The 25,890-nt window shown below is 70.8% G+C and carries 23 protein-coding genes; 12 read left to right on the forward strand and 11 right to left on the reverse strand.

Annotated elements, in window-relative coordinates:
• Nucleotides 1-17: 17 nt before the first annotated feature.
• The 3 genes from FHW12_RS17110 to FHW12_RS17120 all read right to left on the reverse strand — a co-directional run bounded on the left by FHW12_RS17110 (nt 18) and on the right by FHW12_RS17120 (nt 4,899).
• Nucleotides 18-1,205, reverse strand: coding sequence for a hypothetical protein (locus FHW12_RS17110; protein WP_182532268.1), 1,188 nt, complete (start codon nt 1,203-1,205; stop codon nt 18-20).
• Nucleotides 1,192-3,891: an FG-GAP-like repeat-containing protein gene (locus FHW12_RS17115; protein WP_182532269.1), complete on the reverse strand. Its 2,700-nt coding sequence runs from the start codon at nt 3,889-3,891 to the stop codon at nt 1,192-1,194. The genes FHW12_RS17110 and FHW12_RS17115 overlap by 14 nt, the downstream gene beginning before the upstream one ends.
• A 63-nt stretch (nt 3,892-3,954) precedes the next feature.
• Nucleotides 3,955-4,899 (reverse strand): LysR family transcriptional regulator, encoded by a 945-nt coding sequence (locus FHW12_RS17120; protein ID WP_182532270.1) that lies wholly within the window; start codon nt 4,897-4,899, stop codon nt 3,955-3,957.
• A 99-nt stretch (nt 4,900-4,998) separates the two neighbouring features.
• Here FHW12_RS17120 and gstA point away from each other — a divergent pair, with 99 nt between their 5' ends.
• From gstA to FHW12_RS17140, 4 genes are all read left to right on the forward strand, one after another.
• Entirely contained in the window at nt 4,999-5,607 is a 609-nt protein-coding gene (gstA, locus tag FHW12_RS17125) for a glutathione transferase GstA (protein ID WP_310735269.1), read from the forward strand.
• Between the two features lie 9 nt (nt 5,608-5,616).
• On the forward strand, nt 5,617-5,832 hold the full coding sequence (locus FHW12_RS17130) for a tautomerase family protein (protein WP_182532271.1): 216 nt from the start codon (nt 5,617-5,619) through the stop codon (nt 5,830-5,832).
• A complete protein-coding gene (locus tag FHW12_RS17135; protein WP_182532272.1) occupies nt 5,832-6,218 on the forward strand; it encodes a nuclear transport factor 2 family protein in 387 nt (128 codons plus the stop codon). Before FHW12_RS17130 ends, FHW12_RS17135 begins: the two co-directional genes overlap by 1 nt.
• A gap of 155 nt (nt 6,219-6,373) precedes the next feature.
• A complete protein-coding gene (locus FHW12_RS17140; RefSeq protein WP_182532273.1) occupies nt 6,374-7,246 on the forward strand; it encodes a pirin family protein in 873 nt (290 codons plus the stop codon).
• Nucleotides 7,247-7,258: 12 nt separating this feature from the next.
• Here FHW12_RS17140 and FHW12_RS17145 read toward each other — a convergent pair whose 3' ends face one another.
• Nucleotides 7,259-9,433 (reverse strand): winged helix-turn-helix domain-containing protein, encoded by a 2,175-nt coding sequence (locus FHW12_RS17145; RefSeq protein WP_182532274.1) that lies wholly within the window; start codon nt 9,431-9,433, stop codon nt 7,259-7,261.
• 132 nt (nt 9,434-9,565) lie between these two features.
• On the opposite strand from FHW12_RS17145, the gene FHW12_RS17150 reads away from it, so the two are divergent.
• Complete coding sequence (locus tag FHW12_RS17150; RefSeq protein ID WP_182532275.1) at nt 9,566-10,900, forward strand: FG-GAP repeat protein; 1,335 nt, start codon at nt 9,566-9,568, stop codon at nt 10,898-10,900.
• A gap of 48 nt (nt 10,901-10,948) precedes the next feature.
• Here FHW12_RS17150 and FHW12_RS17155 read toward each other — a convergent pair whose 3' ends face one another.
• Entirely contained in the window at nt 10,949-12,682 is a 1,734-nt protein-coding gene (locus tag FHW12_RS17155; protein WP_182532276.1) for a glutamine--tRNA ligase/YqeY domain fusion protein, read from the reverse strand.
• A 103-nt stretch (nt 12,683-12,785) separates the two neighbouring features.
• Nucleotides 12,786-13,136: a DUF3253 domain-containing protein gene (locus FHW12_RS17160; RefSeq protein ID WP_259393129.1), complete on the reverse strand. Its 351-nt coding sequence runs from the start codon at nt 13,134-13,136 to the stop codon at nt 12,786-12,788.
• Nucleotides 13,137-13,285: 149 nt separating this feature from the next.
• Between FHW12_RS17160 and FHW12_RS17165 the strand changes: the two genes are divergently transcribed.
• The 4 genes from FHW12_RS17165 to FHW12_RS17180 all read left to right on the forward strand — a co-directional run bounded on the left by FHW12_RS17165 (nt 13,286) and on the right by FHW12_RS17180 (nt 15,809).
• Nucleotides 13,286-13,549, forward strand: coding sequence for a DUF2007 domain-containing protein (locus FHW12_RS17165; RefSeq protein ID WP_182532277.1), 264 nt, complete (start codon nt 13,286-13,288; stop codon nt 13,547-13,549).
• 28 nt (nt 13,550-13,577) lie between these two features.
• On the forward strand, nt 13,578-14,243 hold the full coding sequence (locus FHW12_RS17170) for a glutathione S-transferase family protein (RefSeq protein ID WP_182532278.1): 666 nt from the start codon (nt 13,578-13,580) through the stop codon (nt 14,241-14,243).
• Complete coding sequence (locus tag FHW12_RS17175) at nt 14,243-15,172, forward strand: DMT family transporter (protein WP_182532279.1); 930 nt, start codon at nt 14,243-14,245, stop codon at nt 15,170-15,172. The genes FHW12_RS17170 and FHW12_RS17175 overlap by 1 nt, the downstream gene beginning before the upstream one ends.
• 163 nt (nt 15,173-15,335) lie before the next feature.
• Nucleotides 15,336-15,809 (forward strand): REP-associated tyrosine transposase, encoded by a 474-nt coding sequence (locus FHW12_RS17180; protein ID WP_182532280.1) that lies wholly within the window; start codon nt 15,336-15,338, stop codon nt 15,807-15,809.
• Nucleotides 15,810-15,879: 70 nt separating this feature from the next.
• Here the strand turns inward: FHW12_RS17180 and FHW12_RS17185 are convergent, their stop codons facing one another.
• The 3 genes from FHW12_RS17185 to fusA form a co-directional block, all read right to left on the reverse strand.
• Entirely contained in the window at nt 15,880-16,431 is a 552-nt protein-coding gene (locus FHW12_RS17185) for a DUF1439 domain-containing protein (RefSeq protein WP_182532281.1), read from the reverse strand.
• A gap of 135 nt (nt 16,432-16,566) precedes the next feature.
• Nucleotides 16,567-17,130, reverse strand: a complete 564-nt coding sequence (locus FHW12_RS17190) for a hypothetical protein (protein WP_182532282.1) — start codon at nt 17,128-17,130, stop codon at nt 16,567-16,569.
• Nucleotides 17,131-17,224: 94 nt separating this feature from the next.
• Nucleotides 17,225-19,288: an elongation factor G gene (gene fusA, locus FHW12_RS17195; RefSeq protein WP_182532283.1), complete on the reverse strand. Its 2,064-nt coding sequence runs from the start codon at nt 19,286-19,288 to the stop codon at nt 17,225-17,227.
• A gap of 296 nt (nt 19,289-19,584) precedes the next feature.
• On the opposite strand from fusA, the gene FHW12_RS17200 reads away from it, so the two are divergent.
• The 3 genes from FHW12_RS17200 to FHW12_RS17210 all read left to right on the forward strand — a co-directional run bounded on the left by FHW12_RS17200 (nt 19,585) and on the right by FHW12_RS17210 (nt 22,746).
• Complete coding sequence (locus FHW12_RS17200; RefSeq protein ID WP_182532284.1) at nt 19,585-20,304, forward strand: alpha/beta fold hydrolase; 720 nt, start codon at nt 19,585-19,587, stop codon at nt 20,302-20,304.
• Nucleotides 20,305-20,534: 230 nt separating this feature from the next.
• Nucleotides 20,535-21,263, forward strand: coding sequence for a hypothetical protein (locus FHW12_RS17205; protein ID WP_182532285.1), 729 nt, complete (start codon nt 20,535-20,537; stop codon nt 21,261-21,263).
• 61 nt (nt 21,264-21,324) lie between these two features.
• On the forward strand, nt 21,325-22,746 hold the full coding sequence (locus FHW12_RS17210) for a UbiA family prenyltransferase (protein WP_182532286.1): 1,422 nt from the start codon (nt 21,325-21,327) through the stop codon (nt 22,744-22,746).
• Nucleotides 22,747-22,876: 130 nt separating this feature from the next.
• On the opposite strand, the gene FHW12_RS17215 is transcribed toward FHW12_RS17210, so the two are convergent.
• A complete protein-coding gene (locus FHW12_RS17215) occupies nt 22,877-25,138 on the reverse strand; it encodes a xanthine dehydrogenase family protein molybdopterin-binding subunit (protein ID WP_182532287.1) in 2,262 nt (753 codons plus the stop codon).
• Nucleotides 25,135-25,677 carry a (2Fe-2S)-binding protein gene (locus FHW12_RS17220; protein WP_182532288.1) on the reverse strand — a complete coding sequence of 181 codons (543 nt, stop codon included), beginning with the start codon at nt 25,675-25,677 and terminating at the stop codon, nt 25,135-25,137. The genes FHW12_RS17215 and FHW12_RS17220 overlap by 4 nt, the downstream gene beginning before the upstream one ends.
• Nucleotides 25,678-25,890: the final 213 nt, after the last annotated feature.

Genomic DNA, 25,890 nt, shown 5'->3' on the forward strand with positions numbered 1-25,890 from the left:
TCCTTGCGCTCGTGGCTTCAGCTGCGATCGCGCAAACGGATCGACTCGAGCTCCGCGTACTGCGGTTCCATCCAGCGCGCCGCGATGTCGCGCAGCGCGGTCGTCGCGCCTTCGTTCTTCGTGGCGCGGTCGTCGGCGAAGGCTTCGTACGGGCGCTTTGCGTGCTGCGCGAGCGTCATCGCGTAGCGCCGTGCGTCGACGGCCGCGGGGTCGAGTCCGAACACGCGCGGGATGCGATCCGACAAGACGTCCGATGACGGATCGGCGAGCTCGGCGTAGTTGACGAGATGCCGTGGCTGCGCGTGCGGCACGACCGCGGCGCAGAGCGAGCCGAGCACGCGCCCCGCGTGCTCGATCGGCAGCAGCACGGCATCCGGCGCAGGCGGCGCAAGCCACGCGTCCGGCAGCATGCCCGGCACGGTGTGGCGGCCGGGCTCGCGCGCGTGCGAGACGAGTACTTCGAGCGGCGTGCGATACGCGAACAGCCACGCCACCCCGGGTAGCAGCGAGCGCAGCGCACCGAGTGCGAGCGCGTGCCATGCATCGAGCTTGACGACGACGCGCGTATCCTCGCGCGCGGGCTGGCGCAGTGCGGCCAGCGCGCCGCGGAACGCCAGCGTGGACGGATCCATGCCCGACAGCGCCGCCGTGAGCGCGACGTCGAGCAGGCCGGGTTCGCTCACCACGCGCGTGCCGGGCCAGGCCTTGAGCGCCTGCGCGACCAGGGTCGAACCGCAGCGCGACTCGTGCAGGATCAGTCCCGCGAGCGGCAGCGCATCGGCTTCGAGTTCGGCGACGAACGCAGGCGTGAGCGGCGTGCGCTGCGCGAACCAGCGGTTGAACGGGCGGTAGCGCAACGCGGCGACGACCTGTTCGTGGAACGGCAGCGTGTCCGCCACCTCGCCGCAACCCCAGACGAGTTCGGCGCCGCCCGCGCTCCATTCGAGCGCGAGCGGTTGCCAGCCCCGGCGTTCCTCGAGAGGCCACCCAAGCCGTTCGTTGCGCGGCAGCGGCGGTCGATCCGCGCGTCGCCCCGCGCTCGAGACGAGTCGGGCGTCGTCACCGAATTCGCGCGACATCGCCACATCGAACGCGTCGGCGTCGAGGCTCTCGCCGAGCCGGCGTGCGAGCGCGGGATCCGCGGCCGCCGCGTCACTGCAGCGCGCGAATGCCGCGGCGAGCGCTGCCTCGTCAGTCGAAGCCATCGGCGAAGATCGCGTCACCCAGGATGGTGCCGGTCGCTGGGCTGCCCGCCACCGTCGTGTGGAACTGCGCGTTGGACAGCACGGATACCGTACCGCCAGTGAGCGTGTCGTTGACGACGACGAGATCGAGGCGCCCGTCGCCATCGACGTCGATCGCCCTGCTGGAGTAGGGCCTCATGCCCGCGTCGATCCCGGACGCGTCGAACGCGACCGTCGTCGCGCCGGGGACCGTCGCGTTGCGCAGCAACGTCGCGCCGGAGTCTTCCTGGTCGGTCGCGACGATGTCGGCCTTGCCGTCGCCGTCGATGTCGACCGCCTGGTCTGCGTAGGCGTGCGCGCCGGCGGTGATCGGTGCTCCGACGAGGAAGGCGACTGTCGTCGCACCCGGCATGGTGATGTTGAGCAATGGCGACAAGGTGCCGTCGTCACGATTGGCGACGAGCAGATCGGGCTTGCCGTCACCGTTGACGTCCGCGACCGCGGCCGCGCGCGGTGCGCTGCCGACACTGAAATCCTGCGCCGGCCGGAAGGCGAGCACACCGCCGGCCGGCGTCGCGTTGAGCAGTACCGACACGCTGTCGAGCGCGAGGTTCACGGCGATCAGGTCGTCGAAGCCGTCGCCGTTGAGGTCGGCGGCAGTGACGAAATTCGGCTGGCCGACGGCGAAGCCCTGCCGTGGCCCGAAGCTCACGCTCGACGCTCCGGCGTTCGTGGCGTTGAGGAACACGTCCAGTTCGAGGAAGCCCCCATCGGCGGCGACGAGGTCGATCTTGCCGTCGCGGTCGAGATCGGCGGCGACGATCGAACTCGCTGCGTGGCCGGCGCCCGTCGATATCGCCTGTATCGTCGTGAACGCGCTCGTCATGGCTCCTGGCGTGGTGGTGTTGAGGCGCACGGACAACTGGTTGGTGATCGAGTTCGCGGTGACGATGTCCGGCCTGCCGTCGCCGTTGAGATCGGGGGCGATGACCTGCAAGGGTTCATCGTCGTCGGCGAACACCTGCTGCGGCGCGAACGCGGGCTCGGCACCGGGAGCCGTGGTCGTGTTGAGCAGGACCGAGATCGAGTCGTCCGACGCATTGTCGACAACGAGGTCGGGCTTGCCGTCGGCGTTGAAGTCGGCCGCTGCCGCGTACCGCGGTTGCATGCCGACGGCGAAGGTGCGTGCGGCTGCGAACGCGGGGGATGCGCGGTCGACCACGGCTTCGCCGAGCAACGTCAGCAGCGTGCCATTGACATCGTCGCTCACGAGGATGTCGACGATACCGTCGCCGTTGATGTCCGCCGCCGCGATGCCCGACGGCAGCGCGGCGAGCGGGATCTGCGACCGCACGGCGAAATCGACGTGCGTGGCGCCGGGTGTGGTCGTGTTGAGCAGCAGTGTCGACCCGGCGGACGCATTGTCCGCCACACCGACATCGAGTCGCCCGTCGCCGTTGAGATCGGCCACGACGAGGTCCACCGGGTGCACGGGGACCGCGAAGGTGTCGGCTGCAGCGAAGCTCGCGGTCATCGAACCCGCAGGCATCGTGTTGCGAAGGATCGAGACCGTGTCGGCACCGGAAGTCGCGACGACGAGGTCGCGCCGTCCGTCGCCGTCGATGTCGGCGCTGACGATCGTCCTCGGCCCGGCGCCTGTCGGAACCGCCTGCGACGGCGCGAACGAAACGCTCGTGTCACCCGGCGCCGTCGTGTTGAGCAGCACCCACAGTTGCGCATCGTTGAGGTCGCCGACGACGACGTCCGGCCGGCCGTCTCCGTTGAGGTCCGCGCACGTCACGTCCCACGAGGTGGCGCCGGCGGGAAAGTCCTGTCGCGGTGCGAACTTGACCAGCGATGATCCCGGGATCGTCGTGTTGAGCAACACGGTGATACCCGACGTGGGGCCGGCACTGTCGTGCGATGCGGCGACGTCGATGCGGCCGTCGCCGTTGAAATCCGCGACGGCGATCGAGCGGCCATTGAAATTTCCGACGACGAAGGTCTGCTGGGCCGCGAAGGTCGGCGTGGTGGCTCCCGGCGCCGTCGTGTTGAGCAGCACCGAGATCGTATTGTCGAACACGTTCGCGACGAGGGCGTCCGGCCTGCCGTCGTTGTCGACGTCGGCGACGACGAGCGTTCCGGGAGTGTCGCCGGTCGCGAACAGGCCCGGCGCCGCGTAGCTGGCGACGCCCGCACCAGGTGGCGTTTCGTCGAGGAACACCGACATCGTGTCGGCTTGCGCGGCGAGGACGAGCACGTCAGGCCTGCCGTCGCCGTTGACGTCCGCCGCCACCGGCGAACGAGCCGCGTCGCCGACGGCCGAAACCAACGGTGACGCGTAGCCAGGGACGACGCCGACGCCGACGACGCCATCGACGACGAGTTGGAACGTTCGACTCCCGCTCGCACCCGTCGCGGCGTTCAGCGTGACCGGAATCGTCGCCTGGCCGCTCCCGGCCTCGATCGTGACCATGCCCGACGCCGCGACGTAGTCCGTTCCCGCGACGGCGGTGCCGTCGAGCGTGTGGTAGCGCACCAGCGCGTCGTAGCCGAGATCGCCGCTGCGCGCGAGCTGGAACTGCATCTCGGTCGGCTGCGTGCCCGGCGCCGCACTCGCGTCCGCGACGGCGACGGTCGTCGGCGCCGCGCCCGCGAACGGTGCGAGGCCGCAGGCAAGGATCGAGGACAGGAGCTTCAGCCGCATCGAATACCTCGTCATGGATCGGCGCATGGACGTTTCGTCGCAAAATGTATTCGTGCCAGTGTATCAGCGGACGGCCATTGCACCCGCGCGCGGTGCGGGTGGAGCGAACGCGTCGACGAGGAAGTGGACCAGCACGCGCACGCGCAGCGGCATGTGACGGTTGGCCGGATACAGCAGCGAGAACGGGCGCGAGCGGCCGCCGTACGGCTGCAGCACTTCGACGAGGCGGCCGGCGGCGAGATCGTCCTCGACGATGAAGCGGTAGGTCTGCACGAGGCCGCCGCCGTGGCGCGCGAGCGTGACCATGCCGAGCAGGTCGCCCGAGCAGGCGATGCCGCCCGCGGTGGCGAGTTCGACGTCGACGCCGTCGTCGCGGAACAACCACGGAATCAGCTGTCCCGTGCTCGGCAGCACGAACTGCAGGCATTCGTGTCGTTCGAGGTCGCCGAGGCGCGTCGGCGTGCTGCGTCGCTGCAGGTAGGCGGGCGTGGCGACGACGACGAGTCCGGCGTCGACGAGCTTGCGCGCGACGAGTCCCGAATCGGGCGGCGGGCGGCCGCGGATCGCGAGGTCATGGCCGTCCGCGGTGAAATCGATGTTGCGGTTGTCGAGATGGACTTCGATGTCGACCTCGGGATGCCGCTCACGGAAGCGCGGCAGCAGCGGCAGCACGCGGTGGTGGCCGAACGGCGTCGGCAGGCTGATGCGCACGACGCCGCGCGCGACGCGCTGCCGTTCGCCGATCTCGCGTTCCGCGTCGCGCAGACGATCGAGCGCGGCGCGGCACTGCGCGTAGTACGCGCGGCCGTCGTCGGTGAGGCGCACCTGGCGCGTCGTGCGCGCGAACAGGCGCACGCCGAGGCGTGCCTCCAGGCGGCCGATCGCGCGGCTGACCGCCGCGGGCGTGAGGCCCGCGCGCGTGGCCGCGATGGTGAAGCTTTCCGCCTCGGCCGCGTGGCAGAACAGCTCGATGCCGCCGAGCATCGGCGCGTCGTAGGGACGGCTCATGGTTGATCCGGAGGAACGACTGAAATGCACGATGCCATATTCAAGCCCGCGCCACGGCCGCCTAGCATCGCACGCCTCGTCCACCACGGAGCAACCACGATGCTGAAACTCTACTTCTCCCCGGGCGCCTGCTCGCTCGCGCCGCACATCGCGCTGCGCGAGACCGGACTGCCGTTCTCGCTCGAGCGCGTCGACACCAACGCGCGCGCGACCGCGTCGGGCGACGACTTCCTGGCGATCAACCCGAAGGGGCAGGTGCCCGTCCTCGAACTCGCCGACGGCGAGCGCCTGACCGAAGGGCCGGTGATTGCCCTGTACATCGGCGATCGCGTGGCCGGCGGCCTGATTCCGGCCGCGGGGCTCGAGCGCTACCGCGTGATGGAATGGCAGAACTACATCACCTCGGAACTGCACAAGACCTTCACGCCGCTGTTCAACCCCGCGCTCGACGCGGCCGCGAAGGCGACGCTGTCGGCGATCCTGCGGCGCAAGTTCGAATGGGTCGACGGCGAACTCGCCGGCCGCGACTTCCTCACCGGGCGCAGCTTCACGGTCGCCGACGCGTACCTGTTCGTCGTCGCCGGCTGGGCGCGACACGTCGCGCTCGATCTGGCCGACCTCGTCCATCTGCAGGCGTTCCTCGCGCGCGTCGCGGCGCGCCCGGCGGTGCGTGCGGCGATGCAGGCCGAAGGCCTGCTCGCGGCCTGAGGAACCGACATGCCGATCATCCGCATCGAGATCACGCGCGAAGGCGCGACCGCCGCGCAGAAGGCGGCACTCATCCGCGGCGCGACCACGCTCGTCGCCGACGTGCTCGGCAAGGACCCGGCGCTCACCTTCGTCGTCATCGACGAAGTCGACACCGGCAACTGGGGCGTCGCCGGCGAACCGGTCGCCGTACTGCGCACGCGACGCTCCGCGGAGGCGGGCTGATGGACGCGCGAGGCGAAGTCGTACTCGCGCTCGACGACTACTTCGACGGCCTCCACCACAGCGACACGGCGCGCTTGCGCCGCGTGTTCCATCCGGCCGCGCTGTACGCGTGCGCGACCGACGGCAGCCTGCTGCTGCGCACGATGGACGAGTATTTCCCGGTCGTCGACGCGCGGCCGTCGCCGGCGAGCCGCGGCGAGCCGCGCCACGATCGCATCGTCTCGATCGAGTTCGCCGGCCCGGTCACCGCGTTCGCGCGCGTCGAATGCGCGATCGCGCCGAAGGCGTTCGTCGACTTCCTCACCCTCGTCCGGCTCGACGGACGCTGGCGCATCCTGTCGAAGGTGTTCCACTACGAGCGCATGGACGAACGCGCGTCGCGCTGAAGGGTCGCGGCTTCGGCGAGGCCGGAGCCGCGGGTTGCATCGTTTCCCATGGGCAACGGCGCGTCGCGGCCGTGGGCACTACTGCGGCGCGGCGCGCGGCCCTATGTTGGTTCTCCGGGAAGGCCGCCCGATCGGGCCGGCCAGCGGAGATCGTGATGAAGAAGGTTCTTGCCGTGCAGGCCGCACCGCGGCCGCATTGGGTTGGCGACGGGTTTCCCGCGCGCTCGATGTTCTCCTACGACAGCCATGGCCAGGCGCTCAGCCCGTTCCTGCTGCTCGACTACGCGGGGCCGATGACGTTCGACCCGGCGACGCGTCCGCGCGGCGTCGGCGCGCATCCGCACCGCGGCTTCGAGACGGTCACGATCGTCTACGAAGGCGAGGTCGCGCACCGCGACTCGACCGGCGCCGGCGGGCAGATCGGCCCCGGCGACGTGCAGTGGATGACCGCGGCGTCGGGCATCCTGCACGAGGAGTTCCACTCCGAGGCGTTCACGCGCAGCGGCGGCCTGCTCGAGATGGTGCAGCTGTGGGTGAACCTGCCGGCGAAGGACAAGATGTCCGCGCCGGGCTACCAGGGCCTGCTCGACGCCGACATCCCGCGCGTCGCGCTGCCCGGCGACGCGGGCAGCGTGCGCGTGATCGCTGGGGAATACGCGGGGCGTCGCGGTCCGGCGCGCACGTTCACGCCGATCGACGTCTGGGACGTGCGCCTCGCCGGCGGTCGCCGCGCGACGTTCGAGCTGCGCGACGGCCACACGACCGCACTCGTCGTGCTGCGCGGAGCCGTGCTCGTCAACGGCGAGCAGGTCGCGCGCGAAGCGCAGCTCGTCGTGTTCGACCGTGCCGGCACGACGGTCGAGGTCGAGGCGAACGGCGATGCGACGATCCTGCTGCTCGCGGGTGAACCGATCGACGAACCGATCGTCGGCTACGGCCCGTTCGTGATGAACACGGCGGCCGAGATCCAGCAGGCGATCGACGACTTCAACGGCGGGCGTTTCGGGCGCATCGGCCACGCCGCCTGAGCCGCGTCGCACTCACGGTTGCGTCGATGCCGGCGTCTGCGCGAGCGACGCCGGCGCCGCGTCCGCGTGTGCGACGACGAGCGCCTGGAACGCGGGCTGCGCGCGGATGCGGTCCCAGGCGGGATCGCGCTGCAGCAACGCGGGCGACACCGACCGTCCGGCCGGCGCGTCGAGCAGGCGGCGCAGCAGCGCGATCGCCGAGTCCGCGTCGCCGACGCGCGCATACGTTTCGGCGAGCGCGTTGAGGTACGGCGCACCGCTGAACATGTCCGCGGCGAACGGCATCTGCTCGGTCGCGCGGCGCGCCGATTCGATCGCTTCGCCGCGCTGCCCGAGGCCCGCGCGCGCGAGGCCGAGCGCGCTCGCGACGTAGAAGCCGCGCGGACGCTCGTGCAGCGCGCTTTCGGCTTCGACCGCCGCGCGTTCGTAGTCTGCACGCGCGGCCGCGGCGTCGCCGGCCAGCGCGTGCGCGTTGGCGCGCAGCAGGCTGACCGGCACCGAGCTCATGAACGGATCCTCGATCCAGTCATCCTTGCTCGCGGCGAGCACCGCGAGCGCGCGCACCGCGTCGCGGTCGAGCCAGGCGAGGCGATAGCGCGCGACGGTGAGCACGCCGGTCGAGTCCGGATCGTCCGGCGCGTTCGCGAGCGTCGCGCGCGCGGCGTCGATCTCGCCCGCGCACAGGTGCGTGAGCGCCTTGTACGCGACCACGCGATAGCCGGCGGGATCGACCGCGAGCGCACGGTTGTATTCCTGTTCCGCCTCGGCGTAGCGGCGCACCTGTGCGAGCGTGTTGCCCCGCTCGGTGAACCACAGCGGGTTGCGCGGATCGCGCAACTGCGCCTGCGCGAGCCCGGCGAGCGCGTCGTCGAACTTGCCCTGGCGTCGATGGATGAAAGCGATCGCGCCGCGCACCGCGGCGTCGCTCGGCAGCGCGCGCTCGGCCTGTTCGAACTCGGCCAGCGCGCCCGCGTAGTCCCAACGGCCCCAGTAGCGCACGTAGCCCATCGCCAAGTGCGCCTGCGGCAGGTCCGCCTGCAACGCCTCGCGTGCGAGGCGCTCGGCGTCGTCGACGCGATCGGCCGGGGCGAGGCCGAACCACGCGGCGTAGATCTCGAGGAACGCGAGACGCGCCTTGGCGAGCGCGAAGTCCGGATCGCGCGCGATCGCCTGGCGGTAGAGCTCCGCAGCGCGCTCGAACGTCTCCTTCGCGTTCGAGCGGCCCTGCTCGACCTGCGTGGCCGGATACTCGGCCTTGAGGAACAGGTCGTACGCTTGCGCGTCCGCGGTCGGCGCGCGCGCGAGGCGGCTCGCCTCGGCCGGCTGCAAGGTCGCCTGCAGCGCCTCGGCGACGCGCGTCGCGACGTCGGATTCGATCTCGAAGATGTTGGCGAACGGCCGCGTGTACGCCTGCGCCCACAAGTGCGCATCGGTGCGCGCGTCGATGAGCTGCACGTTGATGAGCACGCGGTCGCCGTCCTTCTGCACGCTGCCCTCGAGCACGGTCGCGACGCCGAACCGGCGGCCGATCGCGCGCAGGTCGCCGGGGCGGCTCGCGACGTCGCGCATCGAGGTGCGCGAGATCACGCGCAAGTCGGCGATGCCGGCGAGCCGGGTCAGGATCATGTCCTGCACGCCGCTCGCGAAATAGGCGTTCTCGGGATCGGAGCTGAGGCTCGCGAACGGCAGCACGGCGATCGAGCGCGCGGGGACCTCCGTGACGGGCGGCGCGGCGACGTGCGTGAAGTGCCAGCCGAGCGCGCCGATCGCGGCGACGGCGATGGCGAGTGCGGCGGCCCGCAGGGCGCGCCTGTGCGGTCGCGGCGCGGTCGGCGGCGTAGGCGAAACGCCCGGCGCCGGGCCGTCAGCGACGTCGGCGATGAAGCGGTAGCCGCGCCCGCGCACGGTCTCGATGTAGCGCGCCGTCTCTCCCTCGTCGCCGAGGATCTTGCGCAGCGCGCTCACGCGCGAGGTGAGGCTGTGCTCCTCGACGATCGTGTCCGGCCAGACCGTCTCGACGAGCTCGTCGCGGCTGCGCAGGTGGCCCGCGCCCTCGACCAGCGCGAGCAGCAGGTCGAACTGCTTCACGGTCAGGGCGACCGGCACTCCCTCGCGCGAAAGGCGGCGTTCGTCGACTTCGAGCTGGAACGGGCCGAAACGATGTATCCGGTTGTTTTGCTGACCCATTCTTCTCGAATCGACGCGTGGCGGGACGAAAACGGGAGGCAAAATGCACGATCGCGAGAGGCTGGCCGCGCGGTGCGCCCGTACTTTAGCGCAGATGCCCGCCCGGGCCGGACCTGAACGAGGACACCTGACGTGAACGCCCCGCACACCTGCCGACTCGCCGCCGCCGCCCTGCTCGCCGCCTTCGCGGCCATGCCCGCGCGCGCGGCGTCCGCCGCGCCACGCGTGTCCGCCGCACCGGACTGGACGACCGCGCTCGACTGGCTCGAACAGAAGATCCCGGCGCCCGAGCCGGTCGGCATCGAGGCGTTCGGCAGCGCGGTCGCGGTGCAGGGCGACACGGCGTTCGTATCCGCGCCGAAGCACCCGCAGGGACCATCGGGTGGGCAGGGCATCGTCTACGTCTACCACTACGCCGACGGCGCGTGGTCGCTCGTGCAGTCGCTCACCGCGGACGACGCCGCGCCGGGCGACGAGTTCGGCAACGCGATCGCGCTGCAGGGGTCGACCGCGATGATCGCGACGCACTTCGCGGCGATCGGCGGCCTTCCCCAGGCCGGCGCGGTCTACGTGTTCCACTACGACGGCACGCAATGGCTGCAGGCGCAGAAGCTCGTCGCGGACACGCCGGTGCTGGTCGCGAACTTCGGCGATTCGGTCGCGCTCGACGGCACGACCGCCGTGATCGGCGCGAGCAACGAACACGGCGCCGCGCAGGAGCCGTCGGTCGGCGCCGCGTACGTGTTCACCGCCGACGCGAACGGGACCTGGACGCAGGCGCAGCGCCTCGCCTCGGCCAATCCGCACCACTGGGACCTGTTCGGCATCGCGGTCGGCCTCGCCGGCGACACGATCATGGTCGGCGTGTCGCAGGAGACCTGGGTCGACCAGACCTCGGGTCCGGGCCCCGGCGCGGTGCACGTGTTCTCGCGCGACGCCGGCACGTGGGGCGAAACCGCCGTGCTGCTGGCGGACGACGGCGTCGACGGCGACTACTTCGGCGAGATGCTCGCGTTCGACGGCCAGACGCTCGTCGTCGGCGCGCCCGCGGTGAGCAACTACCAGGGCGCGGCGTACGTCTACACGCTGTCGCGCGGCGACTGGACGCAGCGCCAGAAGCTCGTCGCGACCGAGGCCGAGGACACCGCGTTCTTCGCGCGCTCGATCGCCCTCGCCGGCGACCGGCTCGTGTTCGGCGCGCCCGGCGCGAGCGCGGGCGAGACGCCGTTCGCCGGCGCCGCCTACTTGTTCGCGGCGAGCGGTGGCACGTGGTCGCAGAGCGCGCGCTTCACCGCGAGCGACGCGATGCTCGGCGACTACCTCGGCTTCGCGGTCGGCCTCGCCGACGATGCGCACGTCGTGGTCGGCGCGACGCACGACCTCGACGACGGCCAGAACCTGCCGGGCGCGATCTACGCCTACAGCTCGGATTCGATCTTCGTCGACGGCTTCGAAGGCAGCCGCTGACCGCGGGCGATCCGGCACCGCGTCGCGCGGTGCCGGAGGCGCGCGGGGTCAGCCCTTCGCGTACGAATCGCGCAAGGTGACCGTGCGGTTGAACACCGGCTTCGCATCGGTGTGGTCGCGCAGGTCGGCGACGAAGTAGCCGAGGCGCTCGAACTGCAGCCCGTGCTCGCGCTGCGCAGCCGCGGCCGCGGGCTCGATCCACGCTTGCACGACGCGCTTGGCCGAACGGTTGATGTGGTCGGCGTAGGTCTTGCCGTCGCTGGTGTCGTCGGGATCGGCCGTGGTGAACAGGCGCTCGTACAGGCGCACCTCGGCGGCGACCGCATGCTTCGCGCTGACCCAGTGGATCGTGCCCTTGACCTTGCGGTCGGCGCCGGGCATGCCCGTCCGCGTGTCGGTGTCGAGCGTGCAGTTCACCGCGGCGATGCTGCCGTCGGCATTCTTGACGACGTCGGTGCAGCGCACGATGCCGACGCCGCGCAGGCGCACTTCGCCGCCGGGGACGAGGCGGTGGAAGCCCTTCGGCGGTACCTCGAAGAAGTCGTCGCGTTCGATCCACAGTTCGCGCGAGAACGGCACGCGGCGCGTGCCGAAGTCGGCGTTCTTCGGGTGGTTGGCGAACTCGATCGCCTCGTCGTGCGCGGCGTCGAGGTTGGTGATCACGAGCTTGAGCGGATCGAGCACGGCCATGCGGCGCGGCGCGCTCGCGTCGAGCACTTCGCGCACGCAACCTTCGAGCACGCTGAACTCGATCACCGAGTTCTGCTTGGTCACGCCGGCGCGATCCCAGAACGCGCGGATCGCCGCGGGCGGGAAGCCGCGGCGGCGCACACCCGCGAGCGTCGGCATGCGCGGATCGTCCCAGCCGTCGACGAGGCCTTCGGCGACGAGCGCCATGAGCTTGCGCTTGCTCATCACCGTGTAGTCGAGGTTGCCGCGCGCGAACTCGATCTGCTGCGGCCGGCTCGCCGCGCCGCCGAGGCCGGCGCGGCGCATCGGCTCGACGATCTCCGCCATGTTCGGCAGGTCGAGCTGGTCGAGGCACCAGTCGTACAGCGGGCGGTGGTCCTCGAACTCGAGCGTGCACAGCGAATGCGTGATGCCTTCGACCGCGTCCGACACGCAGTGCGCGTAGTCGTACATCGGGTAGATCGGCCAGGCGTCGCCGGTGTTCTGGTGCGTGACCTTGCGGATACGGTACAGCGCGGGGTCGCGCAGGTTGATGTTGCCCGACGCCATGTCGATCTTCGCGCGCAAGGTGCGCGCGCCGTCGGCGAACTCGCCCGCGCGCATGCGGCGGAACAGGTCGAGGTTCTCCTCGACGCTGCGTTCGCGCCAGGGCGAATTGCGCCCGGGCTCGGTCAAGGTGCCGCGGTACTCGCGCACTTCGTCGGCGCTGAGATCGCAGACGAACGCCTTGCCGTGGCGGATGAGCTTCTCGGCACAGACGTAGAGGATCTCGAAATAGTCGGATGCGTGGTGCAGCGAGTCCCAGTCGAAGCCGAGCCAGCGCACGTCCGCCTGGATCGCATCGACGTACTCGATGTCCTCCTTGGCCGGATTGGTGTCGTCGAAGCGCAGGTTGCAGTTGCCGCCGAACTCGGCGGCGATGCCGAAGTTGAGGCAGATCGACTTCGCGTGGCCGAGGTGCAGGTAACCGTTCGGCTCGGGCGGGAAGCGCGTCTTCACGCGGCCGCCGTGCTTGCCGACCGCACGGTCGGCGACGACGATCTGGCGGATGAAGTTGCCCGCGGCAGGCGCGGCGGTCGTGGCGTCGGTCATGGTCAGCGCCGCGGCTGGCGGCGTCCGGTCGAAGTTAAACCACCAGTCTAGCAGGGTCGGGAAAGCGCGTTCCTGCCGCCGGCGAGGGCCCGTCGAGCGCGAATCAGACCTCGGCGAGGCTGACGCTGCGCACGCCGGGCAGGGTGCGCAGGCGCAGGCGGACCGGGCCGCGCACGTCGCGGATGTCGACCACGCTTTCGTGCTGGGTCGCCTCGATCAGGCCGCGGTCGACGAGAGCCGCCGCGACCGTGCGCACCGGGCGCATGAGGTCCTGCCAGCGCCAGCCGAGGCGGGTGCCGAGCAGGTGCGCCGCCTCGCTCGGGCAGATGCTGCGTCCCGGACCGCGCTCGTAGAGCAGCTCCATGAGGCATTCGCGGATGCGCTCGGCCAGCAGGTCGTCTTGGAACGGCAGGTTCATCCTGTAGCTCTGCACCGGCTGCACGCCCTCGGGCATCGGGGTCGCGGGCCGGCGGCAATGGCCGGCATAATAGCCACATGCCCGCGACGGCACGTGGCGCGGTGCACCAGCCGCCACGCAAGGTCACAATCGCGGTCATCCGGCATTCACGCCGCGCCGCCGGGCGGCGGTTCCACGGGACGGGCATGAAGATCGTCTATCGTGCGGAAAACATCATCGACGCGAACCTAGTCAAGGGCGCGCTCGAGATCGAGGGGATCACCGCGTTCGTCAGCGGCGAGTACCTCACCGGCGCCGCCGGCGAACTGCCCTGCTGGAACCTCGTCGCGGTCATGGTCGCCGACCATGACGTCGAACGCGCCGCGCCGATCGCCGGCCGCATCGACCTCGCCCTGCGCGAGCAGCGCGCGCAGAACGACGGCCTCGCCGGCGAGGCGCTGCCGGCCTGAGCCGCCTTCCTCGCATTCCGGAAATCCCATGTCCGCCAGACCCTTGCTGATCATCGGCAACAAGAACTATTCCTCGTGGTCGCTGCGGCCGTGGCTGCTGCTGCGCCACCACGGCGTCGCGTTCGACGAACACCGCCTGCTGCTCGACACGCCGGCGTTCGCGCGCGAGATCGGCGACTGGTCGCCGAATCGCAGCGTGCCCGCGCTGCGCCACGGTGATCTCGTCGTGTGGGACTCGATCGCGATCTGCGAGTACGTGAACGAGACCTTCCTCGACGGCGCGGGCTGGCCGCGCGACGCCGCGGCGCGCGCGGTCGCGCGGTCGGTCGCGGCGGAGATGCATTCGGGTTTCCGCGCGTTGCGCACGCGCATGCCGATGAACGCGCGTCGTCGCGTGCGCGGCTTCGCCTATGCCGATGACGTGCGCGCGGACATCGCGCGCGTGTTCGCGATCTGGCGTGACTGCCGCGCGCGCTTCGGTGCCACGTCGGGCCCGTTCCTGTTCGGCGCATTCTCGATCGCCGACGCGATGTACGCACCCGTCGTGCTGCGTTTCGCCAGCTACGGCGTCGCGATCGAGCCGGACTTGCAGCCGTGGGTCGACGCGTTGCTCGCGTTGCCGGCGATGCAGGAATGGCTGCGCGACGGCGCGGCCGAGAGCGAGGTCGTCGCCGCGACCGAGGCGGTCGCCTGATGCGCGACACGCACGAGATGCCGCGCCGCGCGCTGCTGCAGATGATCGTCGGCGCGATCGCGATCAGTTCGACGAGCCTGTTCGTCAAGGTCGCGCACGTCGGCCCGACCATGTCGGGCTTCTACCGCATGGGTTTCGGTGGCCTCATGCTGCTCGCCGGCCTCGTCGCGCTGCGCCAGTGGCGCCCGTTGCGCCTCGCCGAGCTCGGCTGGCTGCTCGTGCCCGGCGCCGCGTTCGCGATCGACCTCGTCATGTGGCACCGGAGCATCCTCTACGTCGGCCCTGGGCTGGCGACCCTGCTCGGCAATTTCCAAGTGTTCCTGATGGCGCTCGCGGGTTGGCTCATCTATCGCGAACGCCTCGGCTGGCATTTCCTCGCCGGCATCGCGCTCGCGTTCGTCGGCCTGTACCTGCTGGTCGGCCTCGACTGGTCCGCGGTCGGCGCGCAGTACCGGCTCGGCGTCGTGCTCGGCACCGTCACCGGCATCGCCTACGCGATCTACATGCTGTCGACGCGGCACGCGCAGCGCGCCGGCCACGTGAAGCTCGCGCCGGCGCAGCTGCTGTGCGTGAGTTCGCTGATCAGCGCGGGCGTGCTCGGCGTCGTCGCCGCGATCGAGGGCGAGTCGTTCGCGATCCCCGACGTGCAGAGCTGGTCCGCGCTGCTCAGCCTCGCGTTCTTCGGCCAGGTGTTCGGCTGGGTGCTGCTCACGCGCGCGATGCCGCAACTGCCGGCGTCGACGATCGGCTTGCTGCTCCTGCTGCAGCCGGCGCTGAGCTTCATCCTCGACGTGCTGCTGTTCGCGCGCCCGACCCGCACGCTCGACTGGGTCGGCGTCGCGCTGTCGCTGCTCGGCATCTTCATCGGCTCGTATCGTCCGTCCGCGCGCAAACCTGTGGTGCCGCCCACGGCTGCAGCGGAGCCGTAGGCCGTTGCGGAATCACGGCGCAACGCGCAATCACTCGTAGGGTGGGACGCAGGCGCGAAGCGCCGAGCCCCACCGACGCAAGCGCCGTCGCCGCCGAATTCCTACGTGCGGCCGGCAAGAATGGCCATTCCATGGAGGCCGGGCGAAGGCGCATGTTCGATGCGTGCCGAACTACTGTCGCGCTTGGATTCCAGGTGGGACCTTCTTCTTCACGGTGGCTATCGCCGATCGAACGCAGGATTTGCTGATCGCGCATATCGAAGCCTTGCGCGAAGCGTATGCGTGGACCTTGCGAAGGCATCCGTTTCGCACGCGGGCGATCGTGATCCTTCCGGACCATCTCCATGCGATCTGGACGCTGCCGGCCGATACGCCGGACTTCGCCCTGCGCTGGAAGCTGATCAAGGAGGGTTTCAGCCGGAGGTTGCCGCGTATCGAACGCATCGGTGCGAGCAGGAGGCGCCAAGGCGAGCGCGGAGTCTGGCAGCGACGCTACTGGGAACACGCGATCCGCGACGATTCCGATCTCGCAGTACACCTCGACTACGTGCATTTCAACCCGGTCAAACACGTGTACGTGGAACGGCCGGAGGATTGGCCATATTCCTCGTATCGCCGTTTCGTCGGCATGAGGTGATGCGATGGTGGGACTCGGCGCTGCGCGCCTGTGTCTCACCCTACGCGCTGCGCCGCTAGCATTCCTCGCATCAGATCCCGAGCGTGATCACGAGCTCGCCGCGCTCGACCACGACGGACTTGAGCAGCAGCCGCGCGGTCGCCTGCTTGACGTCGAACGCATGCAGCGTGTGCACGGGGCGGGTTTCGACGAACTCGCGGAACGCCTTCGTGACGAGGCGCTTGGCGACCTCGCGGTAGCGTTCGGGCACGCCGTCGACGTCGAGCCGCTGCACGACCGGGTCGTCGAGGTGGAACGTGCCGTCGGCCGGTTCGTAGCGGATGCCCGCGTCGACGTCGACCTTGCCGCCGAGCGTGCGTGGTTCGCGTTCGACGGTGACGTTGAGCGCGACGTCGAAGCCCATCGCGACGCGCGAGCTGCCGTCGGTGAGCTTCACGCGCGGATTCGTGAAGTCCGCGCGCAGGATCAGCAGCGATTCGCTGAACGGGAACCGCTCGCGCAGGCGCGCGTCGAGCGCGGCCTGGTCGAGCCGCACGACGTACTCGCGACCGTGGAAATACCACGCGGCGCCCGCGCCGACGGCGACGAGGGCGATGACGACGGCGACGAGCAGCTGGCGCATGGCGTTCCTCCGGGGGGTCGACCCGGATGCTGCCGCAATGCGTACGCGCATCGCCGTGCGGCGTACGACGGGTCGAGCGTGACGGGGATCACGCCCGACCGGTGGATCGGGCGGCGCGCGCCCCGCACATGGGAATCAGTGCGGCCACAACCACGCGAACGCGGCTGCGGTCACGAGCGCGTAGAGGATGCCGTCGAGCGCGTCCTTCGCGACCGCGCCCCACGGCTGGCCCCACCAGATGCCCTGGATGAACGCGCCGAAACCGTAGGCCATGAACGCGGCGGTGCCGATCACGCGGAACACGAGCGCGAACGCGCTGCCCGCGGCGAGCGTGTGCGCGCCGAGGTAGGCGCAGAACACGGAGATCACGAGGCAGAGCACGAACCACTGCAGCAGCGGCTTGCCCATGCCCGGCTCGGCACCCGCGCGCAGGATGAACTTGCCGGTCGGCCCCTCGCGGAACTTGGCGAGCATCTCGGGCTTGGCGAGGTCCTTCATGTCCTTGCAGAACGGCAGCATGTGGATGCCCGGCGTCGGGTTGCCCTTGCGGATGGCGGCGAGCACCTCGTCTTCGTTGTCGAAGCCGCGGTAGTCGGGCAGGTGCCACTTGAACACCATGTGCACGAGGCTGCTCACGACGAACACGCACACGGCGGCGGCGAGGATCGGGAGCCAGAGTTGGACGAGCGAAATCGTCATTGCGCAAATCCCCATGGTTGCGGTTGCAGGAGGCGTCGCGCACCCCCCGGCGCGCGACGTCGGTGCCCTCGGCGGGCGGGGCGCGGGTGGTGCCTCAGTCCTCGTCGGGCCGTGGCTTGTACGCTTCGGTGAGCTGCTTCTGCACCTGCGGCGGCACCGGCTCGTAGTGGCTGAACTCGATCGCGTAACGGCCCTGGCCGCCGGTCATCGCCTTGAGCTCGGTCTGGTAGTCGGTCACCTCGGCGAGCGGCACCTGCGCCTTGATGATGATCTCGCCGCCGCGCAGCGAGTCGGTGCCGTTGATGCGCGCGCGCTTGCCCGCGAGCCCACCCGTGACGTCGCCCATGTGCGCGTTCGGCACGTACACGTCGAGGTTGACGATCGGCTCGAGCACCTGCGGGCGCGCCTTCGCGATCGCGTCGAGGAACGCCTTCTTGCCGGCGGCGATGAACGCGACTTCCTTCGAGTCGACCGCGTGGTACTTGCCGTCGTAGACGACGACCTTGACGTCCTGCAGCTGGTAGCCGGCGATCGCGCCGTGCTCGAGCACCTGGCGCACGCCCTTCTCGATCGCGGGCAGGAACTGGCCGGGGATCGTGCCGCCCTTGATCTCGTCGGCGAACTCGAAGCCGCCGCCGCGCGGCAGCGGTTCGATGCGTAGGAACACCTCGCCGAACTGGCCCGCGCCGCCGGTCTGCTTCTTGTGGCGGTGGTGGCCTTCGGCCTTCGCGCCGACCGTCTCGCGGTAGGCGATGCGCGGCGGCCGCGTCGTCACCTCGACGCCGTAGCGCTCCTTCATGCGGTCGAGCATGAGCTTGAGGTGCAGGTCGGACAGGCCGCGGATGATCGTCTCGTTGAGTTCCTTGTTGTGCTCGATGCGGAAGCAGGGATCCTCCTCGCCGAGCCGCGCGAGCGCCGAACTCAGCTTCTGCTCCTGGCCCTTGTGCGCGGGCTGCACGGCGAGGCCGAACATCGGCTGCGGGAAGTCGAGCGGCTTGAGGTGGATCTGGTCCTCGTCGTGCGAATCGTGCAGCACCGCGTCGAAATGGATCTCCTCGATCTTCGCGACCGCGGCGATGTCGCCCGGGATCGCCTGCTCGATCTCGACGTGATCCTTGCCCCTGAGGCGGAACAGGTGGCCGACCTTGAACGGTTTCTTGCCGTCGTCGATGAACAGCTGCGTGTCCTTCTTCACCGTGCCCTGGTAGACGCGGAACACGCTGAGCTTGCCGACGAACGGGTCGTTGACGATCTTGAACACGTCGGCGATCACGTGCTTCTTCGGATCCGGCTCGGCCTCGATGCGCTGCGCATCGGCGCCGCGGCCCTTCTCGAACGGCGGCGGATTGCCTTCCTTCGGGTTCGGCAGCAGTTTCGTCGCCAGTTGCAGGAGTTCCTTCACGCCCGCGCCGCTGCGCGCGGAGGCGAAGCAGATCGGCACGAGGTGGCCCTCGCGCAGGCACTGCTCGAACGCATCGTGCAGCTCCTGTCCCGACAGGCCGGCCTCGCCGTCGTCGAGGTAGTGGCCCATCACCGTCTCGTTGATCTCGACCACCTGGTCGATGATGTGCTGGTGCGCGTCGGCGACCGAGGAGAAATCGACCGTCGTGGAGCCGGCCTCGCCCTGCGGCTGGAAGAAGCAGTCGACGACGGCGCTGCCCTTGTTCGCGGGCAGGTTGATCGGCAGGCATTCGCCGCCGAACTCGTCGCGCAGCATCTCGACCACGCTTTCGAGGTCGACACCTTCGTGATCGATCTTGTTGACCACGAGCACGCGGCACAGGCCGCGGTCCTTGGCGCGCTCCATCAGGCGGCGCGTCGAGTGCGCGACGCCGGTGGTCGCGTCGACGACGATCGCGCAGGTCTCCACCGCAGCGAGCGCGGACAGCGTGGGGCCGCGGAAGTCGGGGAACCCGGGCGTGTCGACGAGGTTCACGTGCACGTCGCCGACGTCGATCGAGGCAATCGACGCGCCCATCGAATGCTTGCGTTCCTTCTCCATCGGATCGTGGTCGGACACCGTCGTGCCCTTCTCGACGGAGCCTGCCGTCTGGATCGCGCCGCCGGCATGCAGCAGGGCTTCGAACAGCGTGGTTTTGCCGGCGCCCGCTTGGCCTGCGAGCGCGATGTTCCGGATGCCATCGGTGGTGTACGACATGGGCAGGCCTCCTGTTGGGGCGCGCGCGGACCCGTCGTGGATCCGCCCGCGCTCGCCGCTCCGGCAACGGGGCCGGACGCGGCTCCGCCGCGAACGACACCCGCCGGTCGCGGCGTGGGGGCCTCCTGCCCCCGAACAGCCGCACCGTGCCGGTGCGGCCCGAAGGCCGTCATGGTCGTCCGCGCGGCGCGCGGCCGAACGGGCTGGGCGCCACGGGACGGTCATGGCGGAATGCGTCGCGCGGCAGCACGACGCCGGCATAGACTTGACCTATCGAGGGACAGGGTCAAGTCGCAATGCGTGATGAGTCGGCCGGACCCGGTCGCGTCGTCTGCGTGCATGGCGCGGGTGGCGGCGGCTGGGAGTGGGGAATCTGGGCACGCGGCCTGTCGATCGCGGGTTTCGACGTGCTCGCGCCCGACCTCATGCCCGCCACGGGCGGCCTCGCCGCGACGCACCTCGACGACTACCGACGCCAGGTCGCCGCGTGGAGCCGCTCGGCGCGCGGCGCCTGCCTCGTCGGCGCGAGCCTCGGTGGCCTGCTCGCGCTCGCGGTCGCGCGCGTGGTGCGCGCTCGTGCGCTCGTGCTGGTCAACCCGATGCCGAGCGCGGGCCTGCCCACGCGCACCGAACGCTCGCCCGCGGTGATCCGCTGGCGCACCGCGGGTACGCTGCGCGCGACCCAGCAGGCGATGCCCGATGCGGACGACGCCGCGCGCCTGTACGCATTCCGGCGCTGGCGTGACGAATCGGGCGCCGTGCTCGACGAAGCGCGCGCAGGCCTCGTCGTCGACCCGCCCGACTGCCCCGTGCTCGTCGTCGCGAGCGAGCACGATCTCGACGTGCCGACCGAATCGAGCCGCGCACTCGCCGCGACGCTCGGCGCCGACTTCGAATGCGTCGCCGGTGCGAGCCATGTCGGGCCGCTGCTCGGCCGCAGTGCCGCGGGTACCGCCGCGCGCGTCGCTGAATGGCTGCGTGCGCATCGCCGCGTCGGCGCGGACGCGCGTGCCTAGCCGCCGGCCAACCGTCCGCGCGAGGCCCGTCGGCATGGCGGGCCACAGGATGGCAGCAGGTCGGATGCAGGGTGGCACGTCGCCGGGCACGCGGCGGCGCGCCGTTGCAAGGGCCGCAAGGCCGCTGCTGGACCGGTGTTTAACCGCGCTTTAGCGCGCCGTCATTATCCTGCCGCGACGCATCCGGGCATCGACTCTTGACCTCGCAGCATCCTTCATCGCCGACGTCGATGCTGCCACGCACGGATCGTCGGCCACCGACCCTGCACGAACCCGGGCGCCTGCGCTTTGCCAGCGACCGCCTGCCGTGGCAGCGCAGCCTGCGTTGGGAGATCCGGCCGAAGCGCGATCGGCGCCTGCTCCTGCTCGGCGGACTCGTCGCATTCGTCGTCACGCTGGTCGAGGTCGTCGGCTTCGGCCTCGGCATGCGGCCGTACCGGCAACCGCATCGCGCGCCGCAGGTCGTCACGGTGAACCTGATCGAACCGCTGCTGGACGTGCCGCCGCCGCCGCCCGAGCCGGAACCGCCGATCGTCGCGCGGCCGAGCCGCATCGCGATCTCGCCGCCGGAAGTGAAGGTGAAGGCGCCGCCGCCGCATGCGGAGGAAGCGAGCGAGGAGATGCGCGCGCGCCTCGGCGAAGGCGGCGCCGGTGCCGCACCGCAGCTGTTCAATCCGGACGGTTCGATCCGCCTCGGCAATGACGCCACGCCGGCCGTGCCGCAGGCGCCGAAGACCGAACGCGCAGCCGCGCAGCAGCGCTGGGAGAAGATCGCCGAACGTGGCAACCCGCTGCGCTGCAAGAAGACGCGCTTCTCGCAGGCATTCACGCCCGACCAGTCGCTCGGCGACAAGGTCGCCGGGAAGTACCTCAAGTGGGTCGGCCTTGCCGACCAGCAGTCGATCCAGCATCGCGCCGAGCAGCGCGCCGAATCGGGCGGTTGCGAACCCGCGGAGTAGGGCGGTGCGCGCGATCGGGTATCCTCGCCGGGATCACCGCCGACGGGAACGACCGCGCCGCATGCAGGACCACGACGACGTCGCATTGTGCGTGGATCTCGACGGCACGCTCGTCCACACCGACCTGCTGCACGAGTCCGTGCTCGCGCTGCTGCGCTGCAATCCCGCCTGTCTCTTCCTGCTGCCTGTCTGGCTGCTGCGCGGCAAGGCGCACCTCAAGCGCGAGCTCGCGCGGCGCGTGCGGCTGGACGTCACGCGGCTGCCGTACGACGCGCGCGTGCTCGCGCTGCTGCGCGACGCCGGCGCGCGGCCGCGCGTGCTGTGCAGCGCGTCGGACCAGCAGGTCGTCGACGCGGTCGCCGCGCACGTCGGCGGCTTCGACGCCGCGTTCGGCAGCGATGGCGAGACCAATCTCGCTGGCGAGCGCAAGGCCGCAGTGCTCGTCGCGCGCTACGACGAGCGCGGTTTCGACTACGTCGGCGACGCCGCCGCCGACCTCGCGGTGTGGCCGCACGCGCGCCACGCGATCGCCGCGAACGCGTCGCCCGGCGTGCTCGCGCGCCTGCGCCGCGCGCGCGCGGTGGACGCGGTGATCGAGCGTCGTGCGGGCGCGTGGCGCGCCGCGCTGCGCGCGCTGCGTCCGCACCAGTGGTCGAAGAACCTGCTCGTGTTCGTCGCCGCGGTCGCCGCGCACCGCATCTTCGAACCCGACGCGCTGTACGCGGCCTCGCTCGCGTTCGTCGCGTTCTGCCTGTGCGCGTCGGGCGCGTACGTGTTCAACGACCTGATCGACCTCGACGCCGATCGCCGCCATCCGCGCAAGCGCGCGCGGCCGTTCGCGGCGGGGCGCCTGCCGATCGCCGGAGGCCTCGTCGCGGCGCCGCTGCTCGTGCTCGCCGCGTTCGCGCTCGCGTCGCTGCTGCCGTCGCGCTTCATGCTCGTGCTCGGCCTGTATGCGGCGACCACGTTCGCCTATTCGCTGCTGCTCAAGCGCGTCGTGCTCGTCGACGTGATCGTGCTCGCCGCGCTCTACACGCTGCGCATCGTCGCCGGCGCGGTCGCGATTCCGGTGGAAGCGTCGGGCTGGTTCCTCGCGTTCGCGATGTGCCTGTTCCTCAGCCTCGCGCTGGTCAAGCGCTATGCCGAAGTGCAGCGCGTCGCGGCGAGCGCGCAGGAGAGCGTCGCCGGGCGCGGCTATCGCGCCGCGCACCTCTCCTGGATCGGCAGCTTCGGCGCCGTCGCGGCGGGCACGAGCCTGCTCGTGCTCGCGCTCTACGTCGACAGCACGAAGAGCGCCGCGCTGTACCGCCAGCCGCACTGGCTGTGGCTGTTGCTGCCGTTGCTCGGCTGCTGGCTGTGGCGCGTGTGGACGCTCGCGCGACGCGGGCGCATGCACGACGATCCGGTCGTGTTCGCGCTGACCGACGTGCCGAGCCTGGCCGTGCTCGCGGGATTCGTCGCGACCGTCGCGATGGCTGCGTGAACACGGCGCAGCGAATGCATCCTGTGGGAGCGGCGGAAGCCGCGATGCTCTTCCGGTGATCCAAATGGAAGCATCGCGGCTTCCGCCGCTCCCACAGAAGGCCCCACAAAAACCACGCGCGGCGCCGCGCTCAGAGCATGCGCATGAGTTCGGGCATCAGCGGCAGCTTGCGCACGCGCACGGTGGTCGCGGCGTAGACCGCGTTGGCGAGCGCGGGCGCGACGCTCGGCACGCCCATCTCGCCGGCGCCGACCGGATCCGCGTCGGAGGCGACGATCTCCACCTCGACGCCGCGCGGTGCCTGCGCCATGCGCAGCAGCGGATAGTCGGGGAAGTTGTGCTGCTGCACCTGGCCCTCCTTGACCGTGATCGCGAGGTGCAGCGCGGTCGACAGGCCGTCGATCGTGCCGCCCATCATCTGCGCTTCGACGCCGAGCGGGTTGACGGCGCGGCCGACGTCGACGACGCAGACGGCGCGGTGGATGCGCAGCTCGCGGCCCTCGATCGACACTTCGAACGCGTGCGCGGTGTAGCCGCCGAACGTGAAGTGGCAGGCGATGCCGATGCCGTGGCCGTCGTCGCGCCGCTCGCCCCAGCCGATCTTCGCCGCGCAGCGGCGCAGCACCTCGGCGAGGCGGCCGGTGTCGAACTGCGGGCCGCCATGGCCCGAGTAGGGGATCTTGCGCGGCTCGCCGAGCATCGCGAGGCGCAGCTTGACCGCGTCCTGCTTGCTCGCGATCGCGATCTCGTCGATGAAGCTCTGCACTGCGAACGCGTGGAACGTGTGCAGCGGCGCGCGCCACCAGCCGCGCGGCATGCCCGACTCGACCGCGAAGAAGGTCTTGTCGAGGTTGGCGACGAGCCCGGCGGGGAAGTCGTCGGCCTCGAGGCAGCCGGTGTTGATCGGCCGCTTGCGCCCGCCGCCCTCGCGGTACGGCCGCGGCGTCGCCGCGCAGCGGTGCGTCCAGCCGCTCACCTGCTTGCGCCGGTCGAGCGTGGCCGACAGCGCGTGCACGCCGAACGGCCGGTAGAAGTCGTGCTGCAGGTCGTCCTCGCGCGTCCACATGAGCTTGACCGGCTTGCCCGCGGCCTTCGCGACGAGCACGGCCTCGGCGACGAAGTCGTTCTCCAGGCGCCGGCCGAAGCCGCCGCCCGCACGCGTCATGCGCACCTCGATGTCCTTGCGCGCGAGGCCGGTCATGCGCGCGATCATCTCCGACGCGCCGCCGGGGCTCTGCAGCGAAGCGACCAGGCGCGCGCTGTCCTGCTTGATCTCGATCAGCGCACCGGGCGGCTCCATCGTCGCGTGCGCGAGGAACGGCACTTCGTAGCGTGCCTCGACGACGTTGCGCGCCTGCTTGCGCGCTTTCGCGTAGTCGCCGTCGTGGCGCACGCCGGTGCCGCCTTCGTTGCGGTCGAGCAGCTCGTTCGCGCGCGCGGCAAGCGCGCCGCTCGATTCGCCGCTCCACGGTCCCTGCTTCCACTGCACCTTGAGCAGTTCGCGCCCCCTCAGCGCGGCCCAGGTGTGCTCGGCGAGCACGGCGACGCCGCTCGCGAGCGGGCCGTCGAACGGCTCGCCCGGCTTGGGGCCGGCGATCGCGACGACGTCGACGACGCCGGCAACCTTGCGCGTCTCGGCGTCGTCGAACGATTCGAGCGCGCCGTCGAGGTACGGGCAGCGCAGGATCACCGCGACGAGCGCATCGGCGGCGTACTCGTCGATGCCGAAGCGGCTGCGCCCGGTGACGATCTCGCGCGCGTCGACGACGCGCGTCGGCTTGCCGATGATGCGGAACTGCTCCGGCCTCTTCAGCGCGACCGGCTGGTCCGGCGGCGCGATCGCCGCGGCGCTGCGCGCGAGCGCGCCGTAGCTGAGCTTGCGTCCGTCCGGCGCGAGCACTTCGCCGGCTTCGGTGCGCAGTTGTTCGGCCGGCAGGCCCCATTCCTTCGCGGCGGCCTGCACGAGCAGCCAACGCGCGGTCGCGCCGGCTTCGCGCAGGTCCTTCCAGCCGTCGGACACGCTCGTGCTGCCGCCGGCGCCCTGGTCGCCGTAGCGGTTCGACGGTCCCTGGTCGGTGTCGATGTAGCCGTACGGCAGCTGCACGACGCGCACCTGCGCCCAGTCGACGTCGAGCTCCTCGGCGACGAGCATCGGCAGCGAGGTGATCACGCCCTGGCCGATCTCGCAGCCGCGCGCGCCGATCACGATGCGGTTGTCGCGCTCGATGCGCACGAACGGGCCGAGGTCGGTGAGGTCGTCGCCGAGCAATTCCGGCGGCACGCCCGGCGTCGGCGCCGCGTTCGCGCGGCGGATGCCGACGACGAGCGCACCGGCCGCGGTCAGCGAGATCGCTAGGAAGCGGCGCCGGCCGGCGTCGACGCGCGCGGTCACTTGCGTTCTCCCTGCATGAGCTCGGCCGCGCGCAGGATCGCCTTGCGGATGCGCGGATAGGTGCCGCAACGGCACAGGTTGCCGATCGAGGCGATGTCGTCGTCGCTCGGCTTCGGCTTGCGCTTGAGCAGGTCGACCGCAGCCATGACCTGGCCGGCCTGGCAGTAGCCGCACTGCGCGACGTCCTCTTCGATCCACGCCTGCTGCACCGGGTGCAACGCGTCGCCCTCGAGGCCTTCGATGGTCGTGACCTGGTGCGTCGCCGCCACGCTCATCGGCAGCACGCACGCGCGCATCGCCTTGCCGTCGAGCAGCACCGTGCACGCGCCGCAGTTGCCGATGCCGCAGCCGAACTTGCTGCCCGTCAGGCGCAGCGTGTCGCGCAGGAACCAGAGCAACGGCATCGCCGGATCGCCGTCGTGGAAGTACGGCTTGCCGTTGATCGTGACCTGCAGCGGTTCGCGCGGACGCGCGGGATGCGGCTTGGCCGGATCGGCGGAGTCGGCGGTTTCGGTGGCGTGGGCGGGCTGGTCGGGCATCGTGCGTCTCCGTGCCGCGCGCGGACCGTGCCCGCACGCGTGTCATCGTCGCATTGTCGCACGGCCCCTCGCGCATGCGGAGCACCGGGCCGGCGCACGCAGGCGAACGCTTCGGCGCGTCGCGCGGAGCCGAGGCCGACGGTAGGGCGGGTCGAGCGCGAAGCGCGGGTCCCGCCGTCACGGGCGTGTCGCGCAGGCGGCGGCACGCGCCGT

This window comes from Dokdonella fugitiva (genome assembly GCF_014138265.1).
GTDB lineage: Bacteria > Pseudomonadota > Gammaproteobacteria > Xanthomonadales > Rhodanobacteraceae > Dokdonella_A > Dokdonella_A fugitiva_A.

Excerpts from the sequence above, each read along its gene's own strand:
- FHW12_RS17145 (WP_182532274.1), bottom strand. The coding sequence starts at position 9,433 with ATGGGTCAGCAAAACAACCGGATACATCGTTTCGGCCCGTTCCAGCTC.
- FHW12_RS17130 (WP_182532271.1), top strand. The coding sequence starts at position 5,617 with ATGCCGATCATCCGCATCGAGATCACGCGCGAAGGCGCGACCGCCGCG.
- gstA (WP_310735269.1), top strand. The coding sequence starts at position 4,999 with ATGCTGAAACTCTACTTCTCCCCGGGCGCCTGCTCGCTCGCGCCGCAC.
- FHW12_RS17165 (WP_182532277.1), top strand. The coding sequence starts at position 13,286 with ATGAAGATCGTCTATCGTGCGGAAAACATCATCGACGCGAACCTAGTC.
- FHW12_RS17170 (WP_182532278.1), top strand. The coding sequence starts at position 13,578 with ATGTCCGCCAGACCCTTGCTGATCATCGGCAACAAGAACTATTCCTCG.
- FHW12_RS17135 (WP_182532272.1), top strand. The coding sequence starts at position 5,832 with ATGGACGCGCGAGGCGAAGTCGTACTCGCGCTCGACGACTACTTCGAC.
- FHW12_RS17175 (WP_182532279.1), top strand. The coding sequence starts at position 14,243 with ATGCGCGACACGCACGAGATGCCGCGCCGCGCGCTGCTGCAGATGATC.
- FHW12_RS17155 (WP_182532276.1), bottom strand. The coding sequence starts at position 12,682 with ATGACCGACGCCACGACCGCCGCGCCTGCCGCGGGCAACTTCATCCGC.
- FHW12_RS17185 (WP_182532281.1), bottom strand. The coding sequence starts at position 16,431 with ATGCGCCAGCTGCTCGTCGCCGTCGTCATCGCCCTCGTCGCCGTCGGC.
- FHW12_RS17190 (WP_182532282.1), bottom strand. The coding sequence starts at position 17,130 with ATGACGATTTCGCTCGTCCAACTCTGGCTCCCGATCCTCGCCGCCGCC.
- fusA (WP_182532283.1), bottom strand. The coding sequence starts at position 19,288 with ATGTCGTACACCACCGATGGCATCCGGAACATCGCGCTCGCAGGCCAA.
- FHW12_RS17120 (WP_182532270.1), bottom strand. The coding sequence starts at position 4,899 with ATGAGCCGTCCCTACGACGCGCCGATGCTCGGCGGCATCGAGCTGTTC.
- FHW12_RS17210 (WP_182532286.1), top strand. The coding sequence starts at position 21,325 with ATGCAGGACCACGACGACGTCGCATTGTGCGTGGATCTCGACGGCACG.
- FHW12_RS17160 (WP_259393129.1), bottom strand. The coding sequence starts at position 13,136 with ATGCCCGAGGGCGTGCAGCCGGTGCAGAGCTACAGGATGAACCTGCCG.
- FHW12_RS17115 (WP_182532269.1), bottom strand. The coding sequence starts at position 3,891 with ATGCGGCTGAAGCTCCTGTCCTCGATCCTTGCCTGCGGCCTCGCACCG.
- FHW12_RS17205 (WP_182532285.1), top strand. The coding sequence starts at position 20,535 with ATGCTGCCACGCACGGATCGTCGGCCACCGACCCTGCACGAACCCGGG.
- FHW12_RS17110 (WP_182532268.1), bottom strand. The coding sequence starts at position 1,205 with ATGGCTTCGACTGACGAGGCAGCGCTCGCCGCGGCATTCGCGCGCTGC.
- FHW12_RS17140 (WP_182532273.1), top strand. The coding sequence starts at position 6,374 with ATGAAGAAGGTTCTTGCCGTGCAGGCCGCACCGCGGCCGCATTGGGTT.
- FHW12_RS17200 (WP_182532284.1), top strand. The coding sequence starts at position 19,585 with ATGCGTGATGAGTCGGCCGGACCCGGTCGCGTCGTCTGCGTGCATGGC.
- FHW12_RS17220 (WP_182532288.1), bottom strand. The coding sequence starts at position 25,677 with ATGCCCGACCAGCCCGCCCACGCCACCGAAACCGCCGACTCCGCCGAT.